Below are 20372 nucleotides of genomic sequence, written 5' to 3' on the forward strand. Positions count from 1 at the left end.
GAGGAAAAATTTTCCCGCGAATCGGGCCACGAGGGCCTTTCAGAGCCTGGCACAGGTCTTGCGTAATCACCGGACGAAGGTTCTCGCAAGGAGCCGGTTATGGAGAGGATCGGTTTTGCCACCGGATTTGCGCAACTATTCTCCGGGAAAGAGGCAGGGGGAGGGTCTTTTTCTCCTCAGGTGCTGGACTTCCTGGCCCTGCTCCTGAGTCTTCTTTTCCCCCAGGGAGAGGTCTCGAGGGAAGGGGAGAGCGCTACGGAAGACCTCCTTCAGGAGCTTTCCGTAAACCGTAAAGGGATTCCCGGTGAAAAAAAGACGACCGGAACCGAAGGACCTCACGAGGCCACGGGGGGCCTTCCGGGATTTATCCCCCCGGATCCCTCCGCTTCCCTCTCCCCGGAGGCCGCAACCTCCCCTTCTGAATCTCCACCTCCGGGGAGCCCGCTCCTGGGAAACACCCTACCTTCTCCGGAATCCCCCAGAGTCAGCCGGGAAGCCCCTCCCGTCATCCGGGAACCGGGAAATCCTCCGATCGTTCAGGGGGAAGCTCCCCGCACGCAGGAGAAATTTCCTCCGCTTTCGGATCCCGGGACGGGGTCCGGAAAGCCCGCAAATCCGGAAAGGCGCGATGGATCTTCGGCTCCCCCCGTTGGAACCTCATCCCTCCCCGAAACTACCGAGGAGGAGCTCCTCGCCTTTACCTCAAGACCGCCCCGGCGCTTCGACGCCCCGCCTTCCGGAAAAAAGAAGGTCGGACTTTACAAAGCCGAAAGTGCGCCGACGAAGGGGAAACCCGGGGCCGAATCCCTCCGGTTTTTCACCCCCGGGGAGGGCCGCGGTTTTTCGAAGCAGGGGGCCTTTTTACCCGAGGGAACGAGAGGGCGGGATCCGGAACCCTCCCTCCCTTCGGGATCTGCCTCCCGGGAGGGACGGGAGCCGTCTTTCCTTAAACTCACCTCTCCTCCGGGGCACGCTCATTCCGCTCCGGAGACCCCGCGGATCGTTCCGCCACAGCGAGGTTTTTCTCTTCCGGGCTCCTCTCACATTCCGCCGGTGGAAGTGCCCCGGATGATAAAGGACATGGTCCTTGAGGTTCATCCCTCCGGGGAAAAGAAGGCCCGGCTAAGGCTGGAGCCCCCGGATCTGGGAGAGGTGGAGGTGGATCTCCGGGTCCGTCACAGGGAGGTCACCCTGTTTCTCAGGGTGGAAAAACCCGAGGCCGCGCATCAGCTCCAGATGCACCTTGCCCACCTCGAAAAGGCCCTGGACGAACTGGGCCTCCGGCTCACGGACTTCCAGATCGCCCTTGCCGGTTCCGAGAGCGGATGGCGTTTTCGGGAGGACACTCCTCATGAGGAGAAACCGCAAAAGAAGGGCGTGGAGCGCATAGAGGATGGAGACCGGGAAGAAGCTTTAAAGATCGCGCCCCGGGAGGGCTGGCACAACGGGCGTCTCAACCTCGTCGTTTAGGGAGGTGAACCCATGATTTCCGGAATAAACAAGGAGACCGGACAGCCGCTCGCCCTAACCAGGACCCCGAAGAAGGTCTTGGACAGAGAGGACTTCATGCTCCTCTTCATCAAACAGCTCCAGTACCAGGATCCCATGAAACCCATCGAGAACAACGAGATGGCCATGCAGATGGCCCTTTTCAGCCAGGTGGATCAGCTCTTCGACCTCAACGAAAACTTCGAAAAATTGCTTAAAACGGCGGAAAACCAGACCATGGCCACGCTGGTCTCCCTGGTGGGCAAGAGGGTAAAGGTGGAGGGGGACAAGGGCCGGGTGGAGAACGGACACTTTCTCGGGGCGGAATTCGAGCTCAAGGATCCGGCCAACCGGGTGGAGGTGGTCATAACCAGGGAAAACGGAGAGATCGTAAAGCGTCTTAATCTGGGGGCCCTTCCCGCGGGAATGCACCGGATTCAGTGGGACGCCACGGACGAAAACGGCCAGCCCGTCCCCGACGGGAACTACCGCATAAAGGTGATCCTTCCCGACCGGAGGGAAAAAACCTCCGTTCCCGTTAGGGTCTATGGTCGGGTAACCGGAGCCGTTCTCGGGGAGGAAAACAAGGTCCTGGTCAACGAAACGATGCGCGTGGGACTGGACGAGATTCTGGAAATCCTGGACTCCTAGAGGAGGGGTGGGGATGAGTCTTTTCGGAAGCATTTACCTGGGGACCTCCGGGGTGAAGACCCAGAGCACCGGCCTGCGGGTGGTGGCGGACGACCTCTCCAACCTTAACACCACGGCCTTTAAGGGCTCCCGCGCCCTCTTCGAGGATCTTTTCACCCGGGCCGTGGGGGAGGTCCTCCCCCGGGATCGGGGGCTGGGAAGTCTGGTGAAGGACATCCAGATCGACTTTTCCTCGGGGAGCCTGGACACCACCGACATACCTACGGACCTGGCCATCAACGGAAGGGGCTTTTTCGTGGTCTCCGACGGCAACCAGGTCTTTTACACCCGGGACGGTCAGTTCACCCTGGAGGACACCGGACAGGGCACCCTGAGAATGATCACTCCCCTGGGCTTGAGTCTCCTCGGGGCCGCTCCCGACGCCACCAATCCCGGTCTGACCACCCTTTCCCCGATAGAGATCCCTCAGAGCATACCCGGCAAGGCCACCGAAACCCTCACGCTGGAAATGAACCTGGACGCCCGGAAGGAGCGGGAAACCACCTCCAGGAGTCTCCTCGAAGCCTGGGACGCCACCCGGGCCGGGGAGCCGATTTCCCCTCAGGATTACGAATTCGTGACCTCGGTGGAGGTTTACGATCCCACGGGGGTATCCCACCTTCTTAACCTTTACTTCGACACCACGGACCAGAACAATCAATACGAGGTACTGGTGGCCCTGGCGGATCCCGCGGAGGATCAGCGTGGGACCGGTCGCTATCAGGGAGCCCTTCTGTGGGGCACCCTCAACTTCGGAGCCAGCGGTGAGATCACCTCCGCGGAATTTTACGATGTTGATCCGGCGGGCGGGCGCTCTGCGACCCCACAGGATCTCACCACCCTGGGGCGCCCCCGCTTTACCCTGAACCTTACCGGGGCTCCCCAGACCGTCACGCTGGACCTGGGGTTCTATTATCAGGGGACCGACCTCGTCCGCACCCCCCACTCCGTTCACCTCTACGGCGCCCCTTTCGCCGTCTATTACCAGAACCAGGACGGCTATCCCCCGGGGGTCTTCGACCGGGTGGAGATAGACGGCGAAGGACTGGTGAGGGCCCATTACACCAATCAGCAGACCCAGGAGGTGGCCCGCATCTTTCTGGCCGACTTCACGGGTCTGGAGGATTCCCTCACTAGAGCCGGAGGAAACCTCTTCCGGGCCCGCTCGGAGGCCACTCCGCGGATCTTCTCCCCGGGAAGGATGGCGCCGGGAGGTCTTAGATCCGGGGCTCTCGAGGGCTCCAATGTGGATCTGGCCGAGGAAATGATCCGGCTCATTACCCTTCAGCGGGCCTTTCAGTCGAACGCGCGGGTCATCACCACCGCGGACCAGATGCTGGAGGACTTCCTGCGGGCCCGCTAAAAAAATCCCCCCTCCCTCCGGGAGGGGGCCAGGGGGAGGGGGAAAATGAAGTTTTTTGGAAAATAACCGAAAATTATAGGAAGGAGGGATAGGCCATGGCACTTACGGACGCCCTTTTCACCGGAACGAGCGGATTGAAAAGCCTGGGGCACGGGATGAGCGTGGTCGGTGATAATGTGGCCAACCTCAACACCACGGCCTTTAAGGGGGCCCGGGTCACCTTCCAGGATGTGATGGCCCAGAGCATTAACACCGCGAGCGGTTCGGGACAGCTCGGCCGGGGAGCCACGGTCCAGGCCCTCTACCCCACCTTCGGGCAGGGCTCCTTCGAATCCACCGCCAGCCCCACGGATCTGGCCATCGCCGGAAACGGATTCTTCATGGTGAAGGAACCGGGGTCCACCGGAAATGTGTTTTACACCCGGGACGGCCAGTTCACCGTGGACAAGAACGGCTACCTGGTGAACCCGGCGGGCTTTCGGGTACAGGGCTGGCAGATAGACGAAAATACCGGGGACATCACCGGGGCCATCACCGACATCCGGATCGATCGGACCTCCTCCCCCGTGGCCACCTCTAAGATAGATGTCATCACCAATCTCGACGCCCGGGAGGAACTGGAGAGTATCATAGTAAATCTCAACGGAGATGTGGATGATGGGAACACGGTTAACACTACTTTTGTAATTAGGGATGTGAACGGTGTGGATCACAAAATCTATGTGGAACTTACCTACAATGCCACCCTTAACAAGTGGGATTACACCTTCAGGGAAAACGGCCCTTCCGGAGCCGTGCTGGCTCAGGGAACCGGGGTAACGAGTACCCGGGCCACCCTTCAACTCCCCGATACTAAAGAAAATGTTATAATCGACTGGAGCGCCCTCACTCATACTTCTTCCCCGGACAGCCTTTCAGCCCCCGGCCGGGAGGGGAGAGTGGAAATAAGTTTGAGCGGGGGGGCCAACGACTACCTTCAGAATGACACCTGGGTCTATAGGGATTTCACCGTTAAAGATGCCAACGGTACGGATCGTAATTTGAGAATATGGCTCTATTACGACAGCGGGGATAGTCGGTGGGATTACTATGTAGTAGAAAATCCGACCACCCCGGCTCCGGCGGATCCCACCGGAGAGGGAGGCACCATCCTGGCCCAGGGAACCAATGTGGCCGACACCTCGGCCTGGTTCTTCCTGGACGGAACCACCCAGATGGTAACCATAGACTGGTCGCAGGTGCCTACTTCCGGAACCGGGACGGCGGTAACCACTCTGGCGGACACCGAATATCCCCTTCAGGAGATCCCGACCCTATTCGATCGCTGGGATGCCCGCAATGAAACCCCTCTAGCCTCCACCGAATATACTTACCGCACCACCCTTACCATCTACGATTCCCTGGGCACCCCTCACGAGATCACCATCTATTACGACACCACCACCCGGGACAACACCTACGAATTTCTGGTCACCTGCAATCCGAGCGAGGATCAGAGAGATTTCGTAAGAGATACTGATCCTATGCAGTGGACCACCGAGGAGGGCAATATCACCGTTACCCGAGAAGTTCAATCAGGTAACACTTTTGCGCAAAGCAAACGGGGAGTACTTATGTACGGCCGTCTCGCTTTCGACAATCAGGGAAATGTAAAAGTGTTTTACGAAACCTATCGCCTGGATGCCAATACCGGAGCTCCGGTCAGGATTATTAACACCAGCGGTGTGCCGGTGGCCGATCCCACCGATGGCTTTGAAGCCACCGGAGCCAACGGTTATCCCCTGCTGATTGCAGACTTTTTGGGTATAGATCTGGTGGACAACCGTCCCGCCGGTTCCGAACAGGATCAGGGGGCCAACGCCAAGGCCCTCCAGCAGATCGAACTAAACTTCGGCTACTATTACAAGGACTCCTGGCGCTCGGAATCCGTGCGCACCACCCAGTACGCCACCAGCAACTCCACCATTTTTTACGACCAGAACGGATTCGGTCCGGGCTCCCTGGAGTCCCTCTCCGTGGACACCGACGGGGTGATCACCGGGCACTACTCGAACGGCCGGGTCATCCCCCTCTGGATGGTGGCGCTGGCCAACTTCAACGCACCGGAAAGGCTCGACAAAGTGGGCGGGAACCTATTCAGGGAGACCACCGGTTCCGGCCCCCCCATTACCGGAAAACCCCGTACCAACGGGCTGGGATCCATCGCCCCCAACAGCCTGGAGCAGTCCAATGTGGACCTGGGTGAACAGTTCGTGAAGATGATCATCTTCCAGAGGGGCTTCCAGGCCGACGCCCGCATCATCACCGTCACCGACACCATGCTCGACGAGCTCATCAACCTCAAGCGGTAAAAATATTAGGATCTGATCTGCGGGTTTTACGGGCGAGGGGGTTTACCCCTCGCCCGTTTGTTATTATTCTGGGCTCTGAAAGATGCAAACGGAAAATCAGAACCTCGAAGCCCTGGTGGAAAGGATCCTTGAGGCCAGACTGAGCTCCCTGGTGGCCCGGGCGGTGGAGGAAGATGTTCGCCGCAACGAGGAGCGGGCCCGGGAGTTCTCCCTCCTCGAGCGGATCGTTCGGGTGGAGGAGGAACTCAGGGCCCTGCGGGAGATCCAGATCTCCATTCTTCGCGAAATAAACAGTCGCTTCGAGCCCATCGACCTCTCCTAAATCCCTTCGCGAAGTAAATAACTCCTGTTATACTGTACCTGATGCTTACCCGGCATGAAGAAGTAGAAAAAATCGTGAGAGATATTCTTCCCCGGATCCTCCGGGAACATCCCGAGGTGCGCTTCGAGATAGAGAAAATTCTGCGGGAAACGGCTCTTCCCCGAGATGAGGCCGAAAGCCGGTTCGAAAAACTCCTGAAAGAAATCCGGGACATTCGGGAAGAGACCCGGCGCATCTGGAAGTATCTGCAGGAAAGGGAGGACAGGTGGGAGGAAAAACTGGAGGCCCAGAATCGCGCCTGGGAGAAAAGATTCCAGGAGCAACAAAAAGCCTGGGAAAGGAAATTCCAGGAGGAACAAAAAGCCTGGGAAAGGAAATTCCAGGAGGAACAAAAAGCCTGGGAAAGGAAATTCCAGGAGGAACAAAAAGCCTGGGAGAAAAGATTCCAGGAGCAACAAAAATTGTGGGAGAAAAAATTCGAGGAAGAGCAGAGGGCCTGGCGGCAACAGCTCGAAGAATATAATCGCCGATGGGACGAAAGGTTTAAGGAGTTCTGGAACCGGGTGGAAAGAACCCTCGGAGGCCTGGGAGCGCGATGGGGCCTGCAGTCCGAGGAGGCCTTCAGAGCCGGTATGCAGAAGGTCCTCCAGTCCCTTACGAATTACCGGGTCTCCAGATACCTGGCTTACGACGAAAAAGGTGAGGTCTTCGGACACCCTGATCAGGTGGAGCTGGATGTAGTGATCAGGAACGGTGAGGTGTGGGTAATCGAAATCAAGTCCTCGGTGAGCAAGGCCGACCTTTACGCCTTCGAAAGAAAGGTACGTTTCTATGAAAAACGGGAAGGACGAAGGGTGGACCGCAAGATCATTGTTTCCCCCATGGTGGATCCCAGAGCCCTGCCGCTGCTGCCCACCCTGGGTATAGAGGTGGTCCCGGATGCCGCGGATCTCGGGGAAATAAAGGAATAATACTAATGGAAAAATACTTCGAGGCCATGAAAAAGCGTCTCTCCTCTCTTCGGTGGTTCATGGGGGCAGGATTCTCCCTTCTAGCCATTCTGATCACTCTCCTCAACCTTTTTGCGAGATGAACCGGTGGCCGGCCGCAAGACCGCAGATCCGGGAAAAAGAATAGTAGAAGCCCTGAAAAAGGCTGGAAGACCCCTTCTGTTGCGAGAAATTTATCACCTCCTCGGCATTCCCAAGACCGAAAGACCCGCTTTCAGGCGCCTCGTAAAGCGCCTGGTTCGCGAGGGAGTCCTGATCCACATAAAGGGGCGCCGATACGGGCTTCCGGAACAAATGCAGCTGGTCACCGGGCGCCTGGCCGTCCACCCTGATGGCTACGCCTTCGTGAACCCGGAAGACGAAAAGGCCCCTTCGGTCTTCATTCCCCCGGGGCGGCTCAAGGGGGCCCTGGACGGCGACCTGGTGGTGGCCCGCATCGAACGCCGCACCAGAAAAGGTCCCGAGGGTTCAATTATAAGGATACTGGAACGACGCCGCAAAAAGATCGTGGGCTTCTTTTACCGTAGCCGCCGCGTCTCCACCGTCGTTCCCGAGGACGAACGGCTCCCCATCGAGATCCTGATTCCACCGGACCAGACCCGGGGGGCCGAGGACGGCGACCTGGTGGTGGCCGAGATCACCGACTTTTCCCCGGGGCGTCGTATCCCCGAGGGCCGTATCGTGGCCGTGCTGGGGGACCCGGAGGATCTCTCCACCCAGGCCAGGGCCGTTATCTACAACTACGATCTTCCTCACCGCTGGAACCGTCGGGTGCGCAAGGCCCTGGAAGACATACCCGAAGAGGTGCGCCCGGAGGACAAAGCGGGACGCAGGGACCTCACCCGGGTGCCGCTGGTGACCATCGACGGGGAGAACGCCCGGGACTTCGACGACGCCATCTGTGTGCGCAGGACCCGCACGGGCTACAAGCTCTATGTGGCCATCGCCGATGTCTCGCACTATGTTCCGCCCGGATCTCCCCTGGATCAGGAAGCCTATCTCCGGGGCACCAGCGTTTACTTCCCGAACATGGTGGTACCCATGTTCCCGGAAAAGCTCTCAAACGGCATCTGCAGTCTCAATCCCCGGGTGGAACGACTGGCCATGACCGTGGAGATAGACTTTGATCGGGAAGGCCGGGTCCGAAGGAGCAGGTTTTATCCCGCGGTCATCTTCAGCCACGCCCGCCTCACCTACACGGAAGTAAAGGCCATGCTGGTGGACCGGGACCGTGAGCTACGCCGCAGGTACAAACCTCTTCTGAGAATGCTTGAGAACGCCGCCGAACTGGCCTTGATCCTTCGGGAAAGGCGTCTTTCCCGGGGAAGCATAGACTTCGACCTTCCCGAACCCGAGGTCCGCCTGGATCTTCAGGGAGCCGTACGCGACATCGTGAGACGGGAAAGACACCTGGCTCACTTCATCATCGAAGAATTCATGATTGCGGCCAACGAGGCCGTGGCTCGTTTTCTCACCGAACGGGGCTACCCCATTCTCTATCGGGTACACGAACCCCCCGAACCCCTGAAATTGAAAGAATTCACGGAATTTGCCCGAAGTCTGGGGCTGGAGCTGGAGGTCCCGGTGGAGCCCGACCCCTCCTGGGTTCAGGAGGTGGTGGAGCTCGCCACCGGAAAACCCTACGCCTATCTGGTAAACACCCTGCTTCTGCGTTCCATGAAACAGGCCCAGTATTCTCCGGAAAACATCGGCCACTTCGGACTGGCTTCCGAATGCTACTGCCACTTCACCTCTCCCATCCGTCGGTATCCCGATCTGGTGGTGCATCGGGCCTTAAAAGCGGCCCTCCGAAAAAAACGCCCGCCCTACTCTTACGAGGAGTTGGTTGAGGTCGGTAAACACCTCTCTCAGCGCGAACGCACGGCCATGGAGGCCGAGCGGGAAATGTTCGAACGGGTGCAGGTGCGTTTCATGCGCGACCATGTGGGGGAAGTTTTCACCGGTATCATCTCGGGAGTGGCGGCCTTCGGATTCTTCGTGGAGCTGGAGGAATACTTCGTTTCCGGTCTGGTGCGGCTGGTGGATCTGCACGACGACTATTACTTCCTGGACGAGAAAAACCACCGGCTGGTGGGACGGCGCACGGGAAAGATGTTCCGTCTCGGGGACAGGGTCCGCGTCCGGGTAAAAGAGGTAAATGTGCGACGCCGTCAGATCACCTTCGAGCTGGTGGAGAAGCTCGCCTGAGCCTTTCCAGAGAATCCCGCAACAGGACGCCGAGTTCCACCTCCCGCAGGTTCTCTCCGTCGAAAAAGACGATCCTTACGGGAGGGGCTTCGGCGTGCTTCAGTCCGGCGAGGACTCGCTCCGCCCCATCAAAGGGCGCCAGAAAGGAAAACGCCCACGCGGAAAAGACCCGCACTCTCTCATCCGGCGAATCGAGAAGGGGAAAAAGATACCCGTGGGCCTCGAGCGCGAGCAGCTCTTCCCTTTTTTTCTGCGCCAGGCGGCCTATTCCCCAAGCCACCCCCCTTTGAGCTGGGGGGTATTCCAGCATGTTGCCGTCGGGACGCAGGTAGGAAACGAGAATGTGGGCGTACTCCTCGGCGAGTCCCCGGTGCCAGAAGAGACACTCCGCCATGGCCTCGGGGGCTCCCCAGGCCATGCCCCCGGATTCCTCGTTGAGCATCCACATGAGGCGCCGGATGACCACCCGGGCCGATTCCAGGTCTTCCCGGGCGATGCGAGCCACCGTGGGTCCGAGACCCGCGATGGCCAGCCAGCGCACCCGCTCGTCCCGGTGACAGAAGGCCCCGATGAGAGGGCTCACCAGCTTCCGGGGAGGAAACCGCTCGAGTTCGCGATATAGAACGGGGAGGTCCGGGGCCCGCTCGAGGAGACCCCAGACCTCCCGCTTGAGTTCCCTAACCCTGGACACCGCAGGCCTCTTTCACCTTGCGGGCAAGAAGGCGCCCGATCTCCTCACACTTCCTGAGGTCCTCTTCCGTGGGAGCGTACTTGACTTTGAAACCCTCGTGCACGATCTCGGTCTTGGTCTCCTCGAAGATCCTGTTGAGGTGTTTCACGGCCTCCCCGCTCCAGCCGTAGGACCCGAAGGCCACTCCGAGCTTTTTCCGGGGCCGCAACCCCTTCATGTAAGTGGTGAAACCGGCCACCGTGGGGAGCAACCCGTTATTGAGGGTGGGCGACCCGAAGGCCAGCCCCTTGGCCTCTAGTACCTCGGCCATGAGCTCGGTTTCGTCGGAGACGGAGAGCTTGAAGAACTCCACCTCCACGCCTTCTTTAAGAACCCCCTGGTAAAGGGCCCGGGCCATCTTCTCCGTGCTGTTCCACATGGTGTCGTAGATGACCAGCACCCGGGGCCTGGCCTCGTACCGGCTCCAGCGGTCGTAAGCCTCAACGATCTCCTTCACATGCCTGCGCCAGATGACCCCGTGATCCGGACAGATCATGTCGAGTTCGAGCTTGAGATCCCGCACCGTCTTGAGCACTTTTTGGACCTGCGGCGAGAAGGGCAGCACGATGTTGGCGTAATACTTGGCCACCTCCTGGAAGAGCTCGCAGAAGTTGGCCTCGTCGTCAAAACGGGTGCTGGTGGCGTAGTGCTCCCCGAAGGCGTCCTGGGAGATGAGGATCCTGTCCTCCGGGATGTAGGAAACCATGCTGTCCGGCCAGTGCACCATGGGGGTCTCCAGGAACTTGATGGTGCGTCGGCCCACCTTGAGCTCGTCTCCGGTCTTGACCTCGACAAAAGGCCAGTCCTCCCGGTGGAAGTACCCGATCATCCCGAGCCGGGCGTTCCGGGTGCAGAAGATCTTCTCCGGTTTTACGGCCTCCACCACCTTGGCTATGGCCCCGCCGTGGTCGGGCTCGATGTGATTGATGACCAGATAGTCGATCTTCTGGGGATCTCCGATGACCTCACGAATGTGGGCCATGAGAGTCTCGAAGAAGGGGGCTTTGACGGTGTCAAAGAGCACGATCTTCTCGTCCACCAGGAGGTAGGAATTGTAGGTGGTGCCCCGATGGGTGGTGTAGCCGTGGAAGTCGCGAACATTCCAGTCCACCGCACCGACCCAGTAAAATCCGTCCTTTATCCTGACCGCGGCCATGCTCTCTCACCTCCTTTCGTTATTCCTCGTAGGGTGCGAATTCGCTCTTGGCGGCTCCGCACACCGGACAGGTCCAGTCGTCGGGAAGATCCTCGAAGGCCGTTCCCGGAGGATACCCCCGATCGGGATCCCCCTGCGCCGGGTCGTAGATGTAACCGCAGACGCTGCACTGATACTTCTTCATAACCCACCTCCCCTAGACCTTACTTTCCCAGAGACCGTGAAGGTTACAGTACTCGAGGGCCACCACCCTTTCGGCCTCCACCGCAAAGAAAGCCTCCGGGGCCTCACCGGGTTTAAGAAACTGAATGTAGGACTTGCCATCGGCCCGAAGCTCGATCCACTGAATGTAGTGCTTCTCCTCCATGGGGTGCGGGACGCTTCCCACCTTCACCTTGTAGCCTCCCTCCACCTTCTCGATCACCGGAACATGTTTCTCCTGGGCCGCATCCACCGTGCCCGGCTCAAGCTTCTCCATGGGCTGGCCGCAGCAGACCAGCTCCCCCCGCCCGGCATTGAGCACCATCACTATGTTGCCACACACATTGCATCGGTAAATCCCTAGCCTCTCCGCCATCCCTAAACCTCCTTTTGTGGATTTTATTTATCTAAAAAATCTAAAATACTAAAATCGACCTGTCAAGTCCAGTTTCAGGAGAGCATCCGGTAGAGGGTCTCCAGTTCCCGGCGGATCTCGGAGAGGACCTTTTCGGCGGAGAGCTCGCGGGAAGAACTCCCGGAAAGGGCCTTCCTGGCCCCGGCGATGGTGTACCCTTCTTCGTAGAGGAGGTGTTTTATACGCCGGAGTAGCGCCAGCTCCTCCGGGCCGTAAAACCGTCGCCCCGCCACCCGCCGGGGCTTGAGCTGCGGAAACTCCTTTTCCCAGTAACGGATCACATGGGGCTCCAGGCCCAGAAGTTCGGCCGCCTCCCTTATGGTGTAATACCTTTCGGGATCATTCTTCCGCATGCAGCAGGGCTTTGAGGGTGGGCGCCGGGCGAAAGATCACCGTACGCGCTCCGGGAATAATAATGGGTTCCCTGGTACGGGGATTCACACCGCGCCGGGGTCTGCGTCGGTGCACCCTGAAGGAACCGAAGTGAAAGATCTTGACCTCCTCCCCCCGCTCAAGGGCCGTCTTTATCTCCTCAAGCAGTACCTCTACCAGACGATACATGCTCCTTTCCGAAAAACCGAACCTCTCGTGAAGCCTGCGGGCCAGATCCCTCTTGGTAATGGTCTTTCCCCGGGACATCTTATCTGGGTCGGGCCTTAAAGGTCTCCAGGATACGCCGGACCGCCTCCTCCTGAACGGCGTTCACCTCGCGGTCCTCCAACGTGCGCTCCGCGGAGCGATAGACGAACCGGAAGGTCACGCTCTTTTCTCCCGGCGGAATGGGATCTCCCCGATACACATCCACCACCTCCACCCTCTCCAGATAAGGAATACCCATCTCCCGCACGAAACGCAAGACCTCTCCGGCGGGAAGATCCTCCCGCACCACCATGGTAAGGTCTCTCACCGTGGCGGGGAAACGGGGAAGGCCCCGATAGACCCTGGGGGACTCCGGAAGCTCGAGAAGCGCGGATAGATCCACCTCCGCCACCCATACCGGCTCCGGAAGCTCGAACCGGGCCCGGAGATAGGTCTTTAGGGCTCCGGCAAACCCCACGGTTCTACCCCGCGCCGCAAGGCTTAAGGAGAGTCCCCTCTTGAGAAAGGGCTCTCCCGAGCCGGGAGTTAGCTCCACCCCCTCAAGCCGCCATTCGCATAGAAGACGCTCCAGCACCCCCTTGAGATCGTAAACATCCGCAGGACGACCCTTATCACCCCAGAACTCCGGCGTAGCCTCCCCCATGATCAGAAACCCTAAGTGCAACCGTTCCTCGGGAAGCTCCCCTCCCCGGGGGAGGAAAACCCGTCCCACTTCAAACACTTTAAGACGATCTATCTCCCGAAAGTAGTTGAAACGGGCGGTCTCGAGAAGCCCCGGAAGAAGCAGCGTGCGCATCACGGACTGGGTCTCGGAAAGGGGATTGGCCAGCCGCAGCGGACGCGCCCGGGGATCCTCCCCGGAAAGCTCGAGGGCCGCGAGCGCCTCCGGAGATATGAAACTGTAATTTATGACCTCGTAAAACCCCAGGGCCCGCAGGACCTCCCGGGTGCGCTCCACGAAGGTGTCCTCCCGGTGCGGCGCCTCCGCCGAGAGCTCCCCCACCGGAAGACTCACCGGAAGACGGTCGTAACCGTACAGGCGGGCCACCTCCTCTATGAGGTCCTCTTCCAGCGAAAGATCGTGCCGGAAGGAGGGCGGCTCGTAGGTCAGAACCTCTCCCCGACCCTCCACCCGTCCTCCCGTACGCTCGAGGACTCGAGCCACCTCCTCGGAGGCCATCTCCACCCGGAGATACCCTTCAAGACGGGAGAGCCGAAGCGTGATCCGGGGGGGGCGATGGGGGCGGGGATAGACATCTATCCTCCCGGGAACCGGAGCCCCCCCGGCGGTCTCCAGGACTAGAGCCGCGGCGCGATCGAGCGCTAGGGGAACCCCCTCGGGATCCACGCCGCGTTCGAACCGATAGGAACTTTCCGTGGAAAGTCTGAGGCCCCGGGCGGTGCGCCGAATGGAGGAGGGGTTGAACCAGGCCGCCTCGAGAAAAACCTCCCCGGTCCCCTCCCCTATCCCGCTTTCCGCCCCGCCCATCACCCCGGCTACGGCCACCGCTCCTTCCTCGTCGGCGATTACCAGAATGTCCCGGGAAAGTTCCCTCTCCTCTCCGTCCAGAGTCCGGAGGCGCTCACCATCCCTGGCCCGACGCACTACTATCCTTCGCCCGCGGATCTTCGACCAGTCGAAGGCGTGCAGGGGCTGTCCAAGCTCCAGCATTACATAATTGGTGACATCCACCAGGTTGTTGATGGGCCGCAAACCGCACATCCAGAGACGGCGGGCCATCTCGAAGGGGGATTCCCTCACCGAAACCCCCCGGATGAGCCGACCGGCATAGCGTCCGCAGAGATCCGGCTCCAGGATCTCCACCCGGGCCTCCCGAAGGATGTCCTCCCCTTCGGGAAGGTCCGGCGGATCCGGAAGATGCACCTCCGTTTCACAGAGAGCCGCCACCTCCCGGGCCACCCCCAGCACCGAGAGACAGTCCCCCCGGTTGGGAGTCACCGCCACCTCAAGCACGGGTTCCGAAAGCGCGAGAGCCCGGTAAAAGGGCTCCCCCGGTTCCGCCTCCGGAGGAAGGACCAGCACCCGATCCCTATCCCCGGCGACCCCCGCCTCGTAGGGAGAAAGGATCATTCCCCGGGAGAGCACCCCGCGAATACGGACCTCCCGGATCCTCTCTCCGGAGAAGGTGACGGCCCCGGGAAGCGCAAGGGCCACCTTGAGCCCCTTTTCAAGCCCCGGAGCCCCGGAAACCACCTCGAATCGTTCCCGACCGTGGGTGACCTCGCAGATTTTTAAGTTTTCGGCTTCGGGATGAGGGGTTACCGAAAGGATCTCCGCCACCACCACCGGCCCCAGTGCTTCGTAGGCCTCCTCCACCCCCTCCACCTCAAGACCTCCCAGGGTGAGGAGTTCGGCCACCTCCTCCGGGGAGAGATCCACCTCAACGAATTCCCTAAGCCAGCTCCAGGGCACCCGCATGTCAGAACTGCTCCAGGAAACGCAGATGGTTCTCGTAAAAAAGTCGTATGTCGTCTATGCCGAACTTGAGCATGGCGATGCGCTCCACCCCCAGACCGAAGGCAAAACCCCGCCACTTCTCGGTATCGTAACCCACCGCCCGAAAAACATGGGGGTGCACCATCCCCGCCCCCAGGATCTCCAGCCATCCGGTCTCCCCGCAGAGCCGACAGCCACCGCCCTTACATATCACGCACTCTATGTCCATCTCCGCACTGGGTTCGGTGAAGGGGAAATAACTGGGACGGAAGCGCACCCGGGTATCCGCTCCGAAAATCTCCCGGGCAAAGTAGGTAAGAAGCCCCTTGAGGTCCGCAAAGCTCACCTCGCGATCCACCAGCAGCCCCTCCACCTGATGGAACATGGGGGTGTGGCGCACATCGGAGTCACACCGGTAAACCTTTCCCGGAGCGATGATCCGGAGAGGGGGTTTGCGGGAGAGCATGGTGCGGATCTGAATGGGAGAGGTGTGGGTGCGCAGGAGGAATCCCTCCGGAAAGTAAAAAGTGTCCTGCATCTCCCGGGCCGGATGGTCCGGAGGGATGTTCAGGGCCTCGAAATTGTAGTAATCGGTTTCCACCTCCGGCCCGCGGGCCACGCTGAACCCCAGACGCAGAAAAATAGCACATATCTCCTGAAGCACCTGGGTGATGGGATGAAGTCTTCCCAGTTCGTAGGGACGACCGGGAAGGGTGAGGTCCACTCCCGGGGCCTCGTCCTCCGCGGCCCGAAGCAGGGCCTCCCGCCGTTGCCGGACGAGACCCTCGAGCTCCGCCTTGATTTCGTTCGCCCGGCGTCCGATGGTGCGCCGAAGCTCGGGAGGAAGATCCTTAAGAGTCTTGAGGATGGAGGTGAGAAGCCCCCTTTTCCCCAGATAACGAACCCGGAGTTCCTCCAGAACTTTTAAATCCCGGGCCCCGGAGAGTTCCTCAAGAGCCCGGGACCTCAGTTCCTCAAGCTCTTTTTCCGTCATAGGATTCACTCAGGGTTCTCCGACGCGGGGAGCCCCGAAAACCGCGACCGTCCATCCTCATTGCCAGGCCGCCTTGGCCTTCTCCACCAGTCTGGCAAAGACCTCGGGTTCGGTGATCGCGAGATTGGCCAAAATCTTCCGATCAAGCGCTACCCCGGCCTTGCGCAACCCCCCCATGAACCGGCTGTAGTTGAGGCCGTGGAGCCTGGCCGCCGCATTGATCCTTATCTGCCAGAGCCGACGAAAATCGCGTTTCTTCTGTTTCCGATCCCGATAGGCATACACCAGGGCCCGTTCCACCGTCTCACGGACCCGACGGAAACAATTCTTACGCTGTCCCCAGTAACCCTTGGCCATCTTAATCCACTTCTTGTGTCGCCTCCGGGTCTTAAACCCGCCTTTCGCTCGAGGCATCGCTCAAGCCCTCCCTTCCTCTTTTTTATTCTTATAACACCCGGCTTGAATTAAAACTTGTACGGGATCAGGCGCTTTACATGTTTGACATAGCCGCCCTCGAGGACCTTGTCGTGCCGAAGATTCCTCTTCCGCTTGGCGCTTTTCTTACGGTTAAGGTGACTCTTTCCGGCCCTAAAGTGAACGATCTTCCCCTTTCCCGTAACTTTAAACCGTTTGGCTGCCGAACGATTGGTCTTCATCTTATTTTTCTTGCCCATTCCTTCCCCCGAAAGCTGAAAATTTTCGTGCCGGCCCCGACCCCTGAGAAGGGAGGTTCTACTTTTTCACCGGAGCCAGAATCATGATCATCTGCCGCCCCTCCATGCGGGGGGCCATTTCCACCTGGCCCAAATCCTTAACCGCATCCTGAATTTTTTGCAAGACCTGATGGGCCAGCTCCGGATGGACGATCTCCCGGCCCCGGAAAAAGACCCGGATCTTGACCTTGTTGCGATCCTCGAGGAAACGCCGGATGTGCCGGATCTTGGTCTGAAGATCGTGCTCCTCGGTCTTGGGCCGGACCTTGATCTCCTTGAGTTCCACCTGCGTCTGGCGCTTCTTGGCCTCCTTGGCCTTCTTAGCCTCCTGGTAAAGGAACTGCCCGTAGTCCATGATCTTGCACACCGGGGGGTTGGCCTGAGGGGCCACTTCCACCAGATCCAGACCGTATTCCTCAGCCCTGGCCAGGGCCTCCCGCAGGGGGACGATCCCGATCTGTTTCCCGTCCGGCCCGATGAGCCTTACCTCCCGGGCCCGAATCCTTTCGTTCACCCTGTACTTGCGTTTGTCGATGCTTCCCAAAAACCCCCTCCTAGAAGACTATTTTTTCGGCGATCTCTCGCCTGACCCGCGCGCAAAACTCCTCCAGCCCCAGTTCCAGATTTTCCCCCTTTCGCGTCCGTACCGTGAGCCGGCGCCCCTCCACCTCCTTATCCCCGATAATAACCATGTAGGGAATTTTTTTCACCTGGGCTTCCCTAATCTTGAAGCCAAGCCGTTCCCCCCGGGCGTCGAGTTCCGCCCGAATGCCCGCCCGGGAAAGTTCTCGCTGCACCTCCTCGGCAAAGGGCAGGTGCCGATCCGCCACCGTGAGCACCACGGCCTGCACCGGAGCCAGCCACACCGGAAAGGCCCCGGCGTAGTGTTCGATGAGAACTCCGAAAAACCTCTCCAGTGAACCCAGCAGGGCCCGGTGGATCATGATGGGCCGATGGGGCCGGTTGTCCGGCCCGATGTAGCTGAGATCGAACCGCTCGGGGATGTTGAAGTCCACCTGGATGGTGGAACACTGCCAGAATCGTCCCAGCACATCCCGGATCTTGAGATCGATCTTCGGACCGTAAAAAACCCCTTCCCCCGGATCGATCTCGTAGGAAAGACCCTTCTTCTCCAGAGCCGCCGCAAGCGCCCCCTCGGCTTTCTCCCAGATCTCCTCCGAACCCACATACTTCTCCGGGCGCGTGGAGAGATAGATCTGATACTCCTCAAACCCGAACACGGAAAGGAAATAGACCACCAGATCGAGCACCCTGAAGATCTCCTCCTCCAGCTGATCCTCCCGACAGAAGATGTGGGCGTCGTCCTGGGTGAATCCCCGCACCCGCAGAAGACCGTGCAGCACCCCGCTTCTCTCGTAGCGATACACGGTGCCCAGTTCGCAATAGCGGATGGGAAACTCCCGATAGCTTCGCTTGCGGCTCTTGTATATGAGGATGTGAAAGGGACAGTTCATGGGTTTTAGCTGGTAGGCCCTCTCGTCGATCTCCATGGGAGCGAACATGTTTTCGGCGTAAAAGTCCAGGTGTCCGGACACCTTCCACAGGTCCCGCAGGGCGATGTGGGGGGTGTAGACCAGCTGATACCCCCGGCGCAGATGCTCCTCGCGCCAGAAGTCCTCTATCTCCTTGCGCACGATGGCTCCCTTGGGGTGCCAAAGGATGAGCCCCGGGCCCACCTCCTCCTCGATGCTGAAAAGCTCGAGCTCCCGGCCCAGCTTCCGGTGATCTCGCCTTTTGGCCTCCTCGAGCCTTTCAAGATAGGCCTTTAAGGCCTCCTTATCAAAAAAGGCCGTGCCGTAAATGCGCTGGAGCTGAGGATTGCGTTCGTCTCCCCTCCAGTAGGCGCCGGCCACGGAAAGGAGCTTGAAGGCCTTCACCATCCCCGTGTGCGGCAGATGAGGCCCGCGACACAGATCCACAAAATCCCCCTGACGATACACGCTTACCCTATCCTCCGGTATCTCCCGGATCAGTTCCACCTTGTAGGTCTCGCCCCGTTCGGAAAAGAGTCTCTCCGCCTCCTCCTTCGAAAGTTCCTCCCTCCGGAGGGGATAGCAGCGTTTTACGATTTGTTTCATCTTCTTTTCGATGGCCTCGAGATCCTCCTCCGTAAAGGGACGGGGCACCTCGAAGTCGTAATAGAAACCCTCCTCCGTGGCCGGACCTATACCCAGTCTGGCCTCGGGGAAGAGTTCCTTTACCGCCTGAGCCAGTACATGGGCCGCGGTGTGTCGCAGGACCGGAAGGGCCTCCGGGTCTTCGGGAAAAACGGGCTCCACCTCCCCTTCGCGATTAAGTGGGGAATGAAGATCCAGGAGTTCGCCCCCCAGCCGAATAGCTATCGGACGGGGATCCTTCCAGCCGAAGGCCTCGACCAGTACCGCCCCCGGAGAACCGCTTTCAATCTCGACCTCTTTTCCCTGCCAGGAAATCCGGATTTTCACCTCCCCCTCTCCCTTCAAATAAAAGTAAGGCCTCTTGGGGATCTCCCCGAAGAGGCCTCGTCTTTCAATGGTAGGCGCGGGCGGGATCGAACCGCCGACCTCTTGCGCGTCAAGCAAGCGCTCTCCCACTGAGCTACGCGCCTTCCCTTGACATTTTCGAATTTTTAGCAACCTCCGACGGGGTTGTCAACCTTCCGAATTGCCTCATTTAAAAATCTGCTCAAAAACCTTTGACCTCCTCCCCAGATCATCCTCCAGGGGAGGAGAATTATGCCCGATAAGGAGTTTGACCTTATGACCCGTAAGAAGCTTGTCCTCTCTTACGCCAAAAAATACTACGGGTGGAACAGAAGAACTGGACGGTAGCCCGAAGATATTTTGGCTATTTTCGGTATGATAAGGAGGAAGGCCTGGAGGTTCCGGAGGTCTTTCGGCCTTCGGTGAAGCTGATTGAGAAGAGGCGTATAGGGAGCAAGGTTAAGGAGATTTACGAGGAGCCGAAGACGCCGTACGAGAGGGTACCGGAGCATCCGGCCATCCCGGGAATCCCATTTCAAATAGGATAGAAAAGGAGCTCGCGGTGAAGATACTGGCTTTTCAGGGAAGTCCGCGTTTTGGTGGCAACACCGATCTTCTCCTTTCGGCCTTTCTGAGGGGTGCCGAAGAGGCCGGGGCCGAAGTGCGTCGCTACGATCTCTATCGGATGGACTACAAGGGGTGCCTTGAGTGCGGAGGTTGCGACCGCACCGGGGAATGCGTGCTCGAGGACGACCTCACCCCCGTCTATACCGATCTTCTGGACTCCGATGTAATCGTGCTGGCCTCGCCCATCTTTTTCTACAACCTCACCTCCCGCACCCAGGCCCTGGTGGAAAGGGCTCAGGCCCTCTGGGTGCGCCGCTATGTGCTGAAGAACCTCTCCCCGAGAGATGCCCACGGCCTTCTCTTATGCCTGGGGGCCACCCGGGGGAAGAAACTCTTCGAGGGGGTGCAGCGGGTGGTGCGCTACTTCTTCGACGCCGTGGGAGTCACCTACCGGGGCGGACTCTTCTACCGGGGGATCGAGAAACGGGGCGCCGTGAGGGAACACCCCACGGCGCTTTCGGAGGCCGAGGCCCTGGGACGGGCCGTGGCCGGCGGCCTTCCCCCGGAGAGGTGGTCCCTTTCCGACCCGTAGAGTCTCCACCCGATCCTTGATTCATTTTCAG

General features: G+C 59.6%; 21 protein-coding genes and 1 tRNA gene. 9 read left to right on the plus strand and 13 right to left on the minus strand.

What is annotated here, in order from left to right:
- Nucleotides 1–99: 99 nt before the first annotated feature.
- The 7 genes from K3767_RS08150 to rnr all read left to right on the plus strand — a co-directional run bounded on the left by K3767_RS08150 (nt 100) and on the right by rnr (nt 9432).
- Complete coding sequence (locus K3767_RS08150) at nt 100–1470, plus strand: flagellar hook-length control protein FliK (protein ID WP_221173073.1); 1371 nt, start codon at nt 100–102, stop codon at nt 1468–1470.
- A 12-nt stretch (nt 1471–1482) separates the two neighbouring features.
- Entirely contained in the window at nt 1483–2139 is a 657-nt protein-coding gene (locus K3767_RS08155; RefSeq protein ID WP_221173074.1) for a flagellar hook assembly protein FlgD, read from the plus strand.
- A 13-nt stretch (nt 2140–2152) separates the two neighbouring features.
- Nucleotides 2153–3541, plus strand: coding sequence for a flagellar hook protein FlgE (locus K3767_RS08160; RefSeq protein WP_221173075.1), 1389 nt, complete (start codon nt 2153–2155; stop codon nt 3539–3541).
- Nucleotides 3542–3636: 95 nt separating this feature from the next.
- Nucleotides 3637–5892: a flagellar hook-basal body complex protein gene (locus K3767_RS08165; protein ID WP_221173076.1), complete on the plus strand. Its 2256-nt coding sequence runs from the start codon at nt 3637–3639 to the stop codon at nt 5890–5892.
- 82 nt (nt 5893–5974) lie between these two features.
- Nucleotides 5975–6214, plus strand: a complete 240-nt coding sequence (locus tag K3767_RS08170) for a hypothetical protein (protein WP_221173077.1) — start codon at nt 5975–5977, stop codon at nt 6212–6214.
- Nucleotides 6215–6288: 74 nt separating this feature from the next.
- The gene (locus tag K3767_RS08175) at nt 6289–7185 is read left to right on the plus strand and encodes a PD-(D/E)XK nuclease family protein (protein ID WP_221173078.1); all 897 of its coding nucleotides are present in this window, start codon (nt 6289–6291) and stop codon (nt 7183–7185) included.
- Between the two features lie 126 nt (nt 7186–7311).
- The gene (rnr, locus tag K3767_RS08180) at nt 7312–9432 is read left to right on the plus strand and encodes a ribonuclease R (RefSeq protein WP_221173079.1); all 2121 of its coding nucleotides are present in this window, start codon (nt 7312–7314) and stop codon (nt 9430–9432) included.
- Here the strand turns inward: rnr and K3767_RS08185 are convergent.
- The 13 genes from K3767_RS08185 to K3767_RS08245 form a co-directional block, all read right to left on the minus strand.
- Nucleotides 9401–10123, minus strand: coding sequence for a DVU0298 family protein (locus K3767_RS08185; RefSeq protein WP_221173080.1), 723 nt, complete (start codon nt 10121–10123; stop codon nt 9401–9403). The two genes, rnr and K3767_RS08185, sit on opposite strands and share 32 nt — an antisense overlap.
- A complete protein-coding gene (locus K3767_RS08190) occupies nt 10110–11318 on the minus strand; it encodes an FprA family A-type flavoprotein (protein ID WP_221173081.1) in 1209 nt (402 codons plus the stop codon). Before K3767_RS08190 ends, K3767_RS08185 begins: the two co-directional genes overlap by 14 nt.
- A 19-nt stretch (nt 11319–11337) precedes the next feature.
- Nucleotides 11338–11502, minus strand: coding sequence for a rubredoxin (rd, locus tag K3767_RS08195; RefSeq protein WP_221173082.1), 165 nt, complete (start codon nt 11500–11502; stop codon nt 11338–11340).
- 12 nt (nt 11503–11514) lie between these two features.
- Nucleotides 11515–11895 carry a desulfoferrodoxin gene (locus K3767_RS08200; RefSeq protein ID WP_221173083.1) on the minus strand — a complete coding sequence of 127 codons (381 nt, stop codon included), beginning with the start codon at nt 11893–11895 and terminating at the stop codon, nt 11515–11517.
- Between the two features lie 74 nt (nt 11896–11969).
- Entirely contained in the window at nt 11970–12287 is a 318-nt protein-coding gene (locus K3767_RS08205) for a MerR family transcriptional regulator (protein ID WP_221173084.1), read from the minus strand.
- Entirely contained in the window at nt 12274–12573 is a 300-nt protein-coding gene (locus K3767_RS08210) for an HU family DNA-binding protein (protein WP_221173085.1), read from the minus strand. Before K3767_RS08210 ends, K3767_RS08205 begins: the two co-directional genes overlap by 14 nt.
- A 1-nt stretch (nt 12574) precedes the next feature.
- Nucleotides 12575–14974 carry a phenylalanine--tRNA ligase subunit beta gene (pheT, locus tag K3767_RS08215; protein WP_221173086.1) on the minus strand — a complete coding sequence of 800 codons (2400 nt, stop codon included), beginning with the start codon at nt 14972–14974 and terminating at the stop codon, nt 12575–12577.
- Nucleotide 14975: 1 nt separating this feature from the next.
- Entirely contained in the window at nt 14976–15986 is a 1011-nt protein-coding gene (gene pheS, locus K3767_RS08220; RefSeq protein ID WP_221173124.1) for a phenylalanine--tRNA ligase subunit alpha, read from the minus strand.
- Between the two features lie 57 nt (nt 15987–16043).
- Nucleotides 16044–16400 carry a 50S ribosomal protein L20 gene (rplT, locus tag K3767_RS08225; protein ID WP_221173087.1) on the minus strand — a complete coding sequence of 119 codons (357 nt, stop codon included), beginning with the start codon at nt 16398–16400 and terminating at the stop codon, nt 16044–16046.
- A 50-nt stretch (nt 16401–16450) separates the two neighbouring features.
- Entirely contained in the window at nt 16451–16660 is a 210-nt protein-coding gene (gene rpmI, locus K3767_RS08230) for a 50S ribosomal protein L35 (RefSeq protein ID WP_221173088.1), read from the minus strand.
- A gap of 58 nt (nt 16661–16718) precedes the next feature.
- On the minus strand, nt 16719–17243 hold the full coding sequence (gene infC, locus K3767_RS08235) for a translation initiation factor IF-3 (RefSeq protein ID WP_221173089.1): 525 nt from the start codon (nt 17241–17243) through the stop codon (nt 16719–16721).
- Nucleotides 17244–17253: 10 nt separating this feature from the next.
- On the minus strand, nt 17254–19164 hold the full coding sequence (thrS, locus tag K3767_RS08240) for a threonine--tRNA ligase (protein ID WP_221173090.1): 1911 nt from the start codon (nt 19162–19164) through the stop codon (nt 17254–17256).
- A 68-nt stretch (nt 19165–19232) separates the two neighbouring features.
- Nucleotides 19233–19307: transfer RNA gene (locus tag K3767_RS08245), tRNA-Val, on the minus strand.
- A 297-nt stretch (nt 19308–19604) separates the two neighbouring features.
- Between K3767_RS08245 and K3767_RS12135 the strand changes: the two genes are divergently transcribed.
- Nucleotides 19605–19730 carry a hypothetical protein gene (locus tag K3767_RS12135; RefSeq protein ID WP_255592347.1) on the plus strand — a complete coding sequence of 42 codons (126 nt, stop codon included), beginning with the start codon at nt 19605–19607 and terminating at the stop codon, nt 19728–19730.
- Between the two features lie 14 nt (nt 19731–19744).
- Nucleotides 19745–20341 (plus strand): flavodoxin family protein, encoded by a 597-nt coding sequence (locus K3767_RS08250; protein WP_221173091.1) that lies wholly within the window; start codon nt 19745–19747, stop codon nt 20339–20341.
- The last annotated feature ends 31 nt before the right edge of the window (nt 20342–20372 follow it).

Source organism: Thermosulfurimonas sp. F29 (assembly GCF_019688735.1).
Classification (GTDB): Bacteria; Desulfobacterota; Thermodesulfobacteria; order Thermodesulfobacteriales; family Thermodesulfobacteriaceae; genus Thermosulfurimonas_A.

Excerpts from the sequence above, each read along its gene's own strand:
- K3767_RS08150 (WP_221173073.1), top strand. The coding sequence starts at position 100 with ATGGAGAGGATCGGTTTTGCCACCGGATTTGCGCAACTATTCTCCGGG.
- K3767_RS08155 (WP_221173074.1), top strand. The coding sequence starts at position 1,483 with ATGATTTCCGGAATAAACAAGGAGACCGGACAGCCGCTCGCCCTAACC.
- K3767_RS08160 (WP_221173075.1), top strand. The coding sequence starts at position 2,153 with ATGAGTCTTTTCGGAAGCATTTACCTGGGGACCTCCGGGGTGAAGACC.
- K3767_RS08165 (WP_221173076.1), top strand. The coding sequence starts at position 3,637 with ATGGCACTTACGGACGCCCTTTTCACCGGAACGAGCGGATTGAAAAGC.
- K3767_RS08170 (WP_221173077.1), top strand. The coding sequence starts at position 5,975 with ATGCAAACGGAAAATCAGAACCTCGAAGCCCTGGTGGAAAGGATCCTT.
- K3767_RS08190 (WP_221173081.1), bottom strand. The coding sequence starts at position 11,318 with ATGGCCGCGGTCAGGATAAAGGACGGATTTTACTGGGTCGGTGCGGTG.
- rd (WP_221173082.1), bottom strand. The coding sequence starts at position 11,502 with ATGAAGAAGTATCAGTGCAGCGTCTGCGGTTACATCTACGACCCGGCG.
- K3767_RS08200 (WP_221173083.1), bottom strand. The coding sequence starts at position 11,895 with ATGGCGGAGAGGCTAGGGATTTACCGATGCAATGTGTGTGGCAACATA.
- K3767_RS08205 (WP_221173084.1), bottom strand. The coding sequence starts at position 12,287 with ATGCGGAAGAATGATCCCGAAAGGTATTACACCATAAGGGAGGCGGCC.
- K3767_RS08210 (WP_221173085.1), bottom strand. The coding sequence starts at position 12,573 with ATGTCCCGGGGAAAGACCATTACCAAGAGGGATCTGGCCCGCAGGCTT.
- pheT (WP_221173086.1), bottom strand. The coding sequence starts at position 14,974 with ATGCGGGTGCCCTGGAGCTGGCTTAGGGAATTCGTTGAGGTGGATCTC.
- pheS (WP_221173124.1), bottom strand. The coding sequence starts at position 15,986 with ATGACGGAAAAAGAGCTTGAGGAACTGAGGTCCCGGGCTCTTGAGGAA.
- rplT (WP_221173087.1), bottom strand. The coding sequence starts at position 16,400 with ATGCCTCGAGCGAAAGGCGGGTTTAAGACCCGGAGGCGACACAAGAAG.
- rpmI (WP_221173088.1), bottom strand. The coding sequence starts at position 16,660 with ATGGGCAAGAAAAATAAGATGAAGACCAATCGTTCGGCAGCCAAACGG.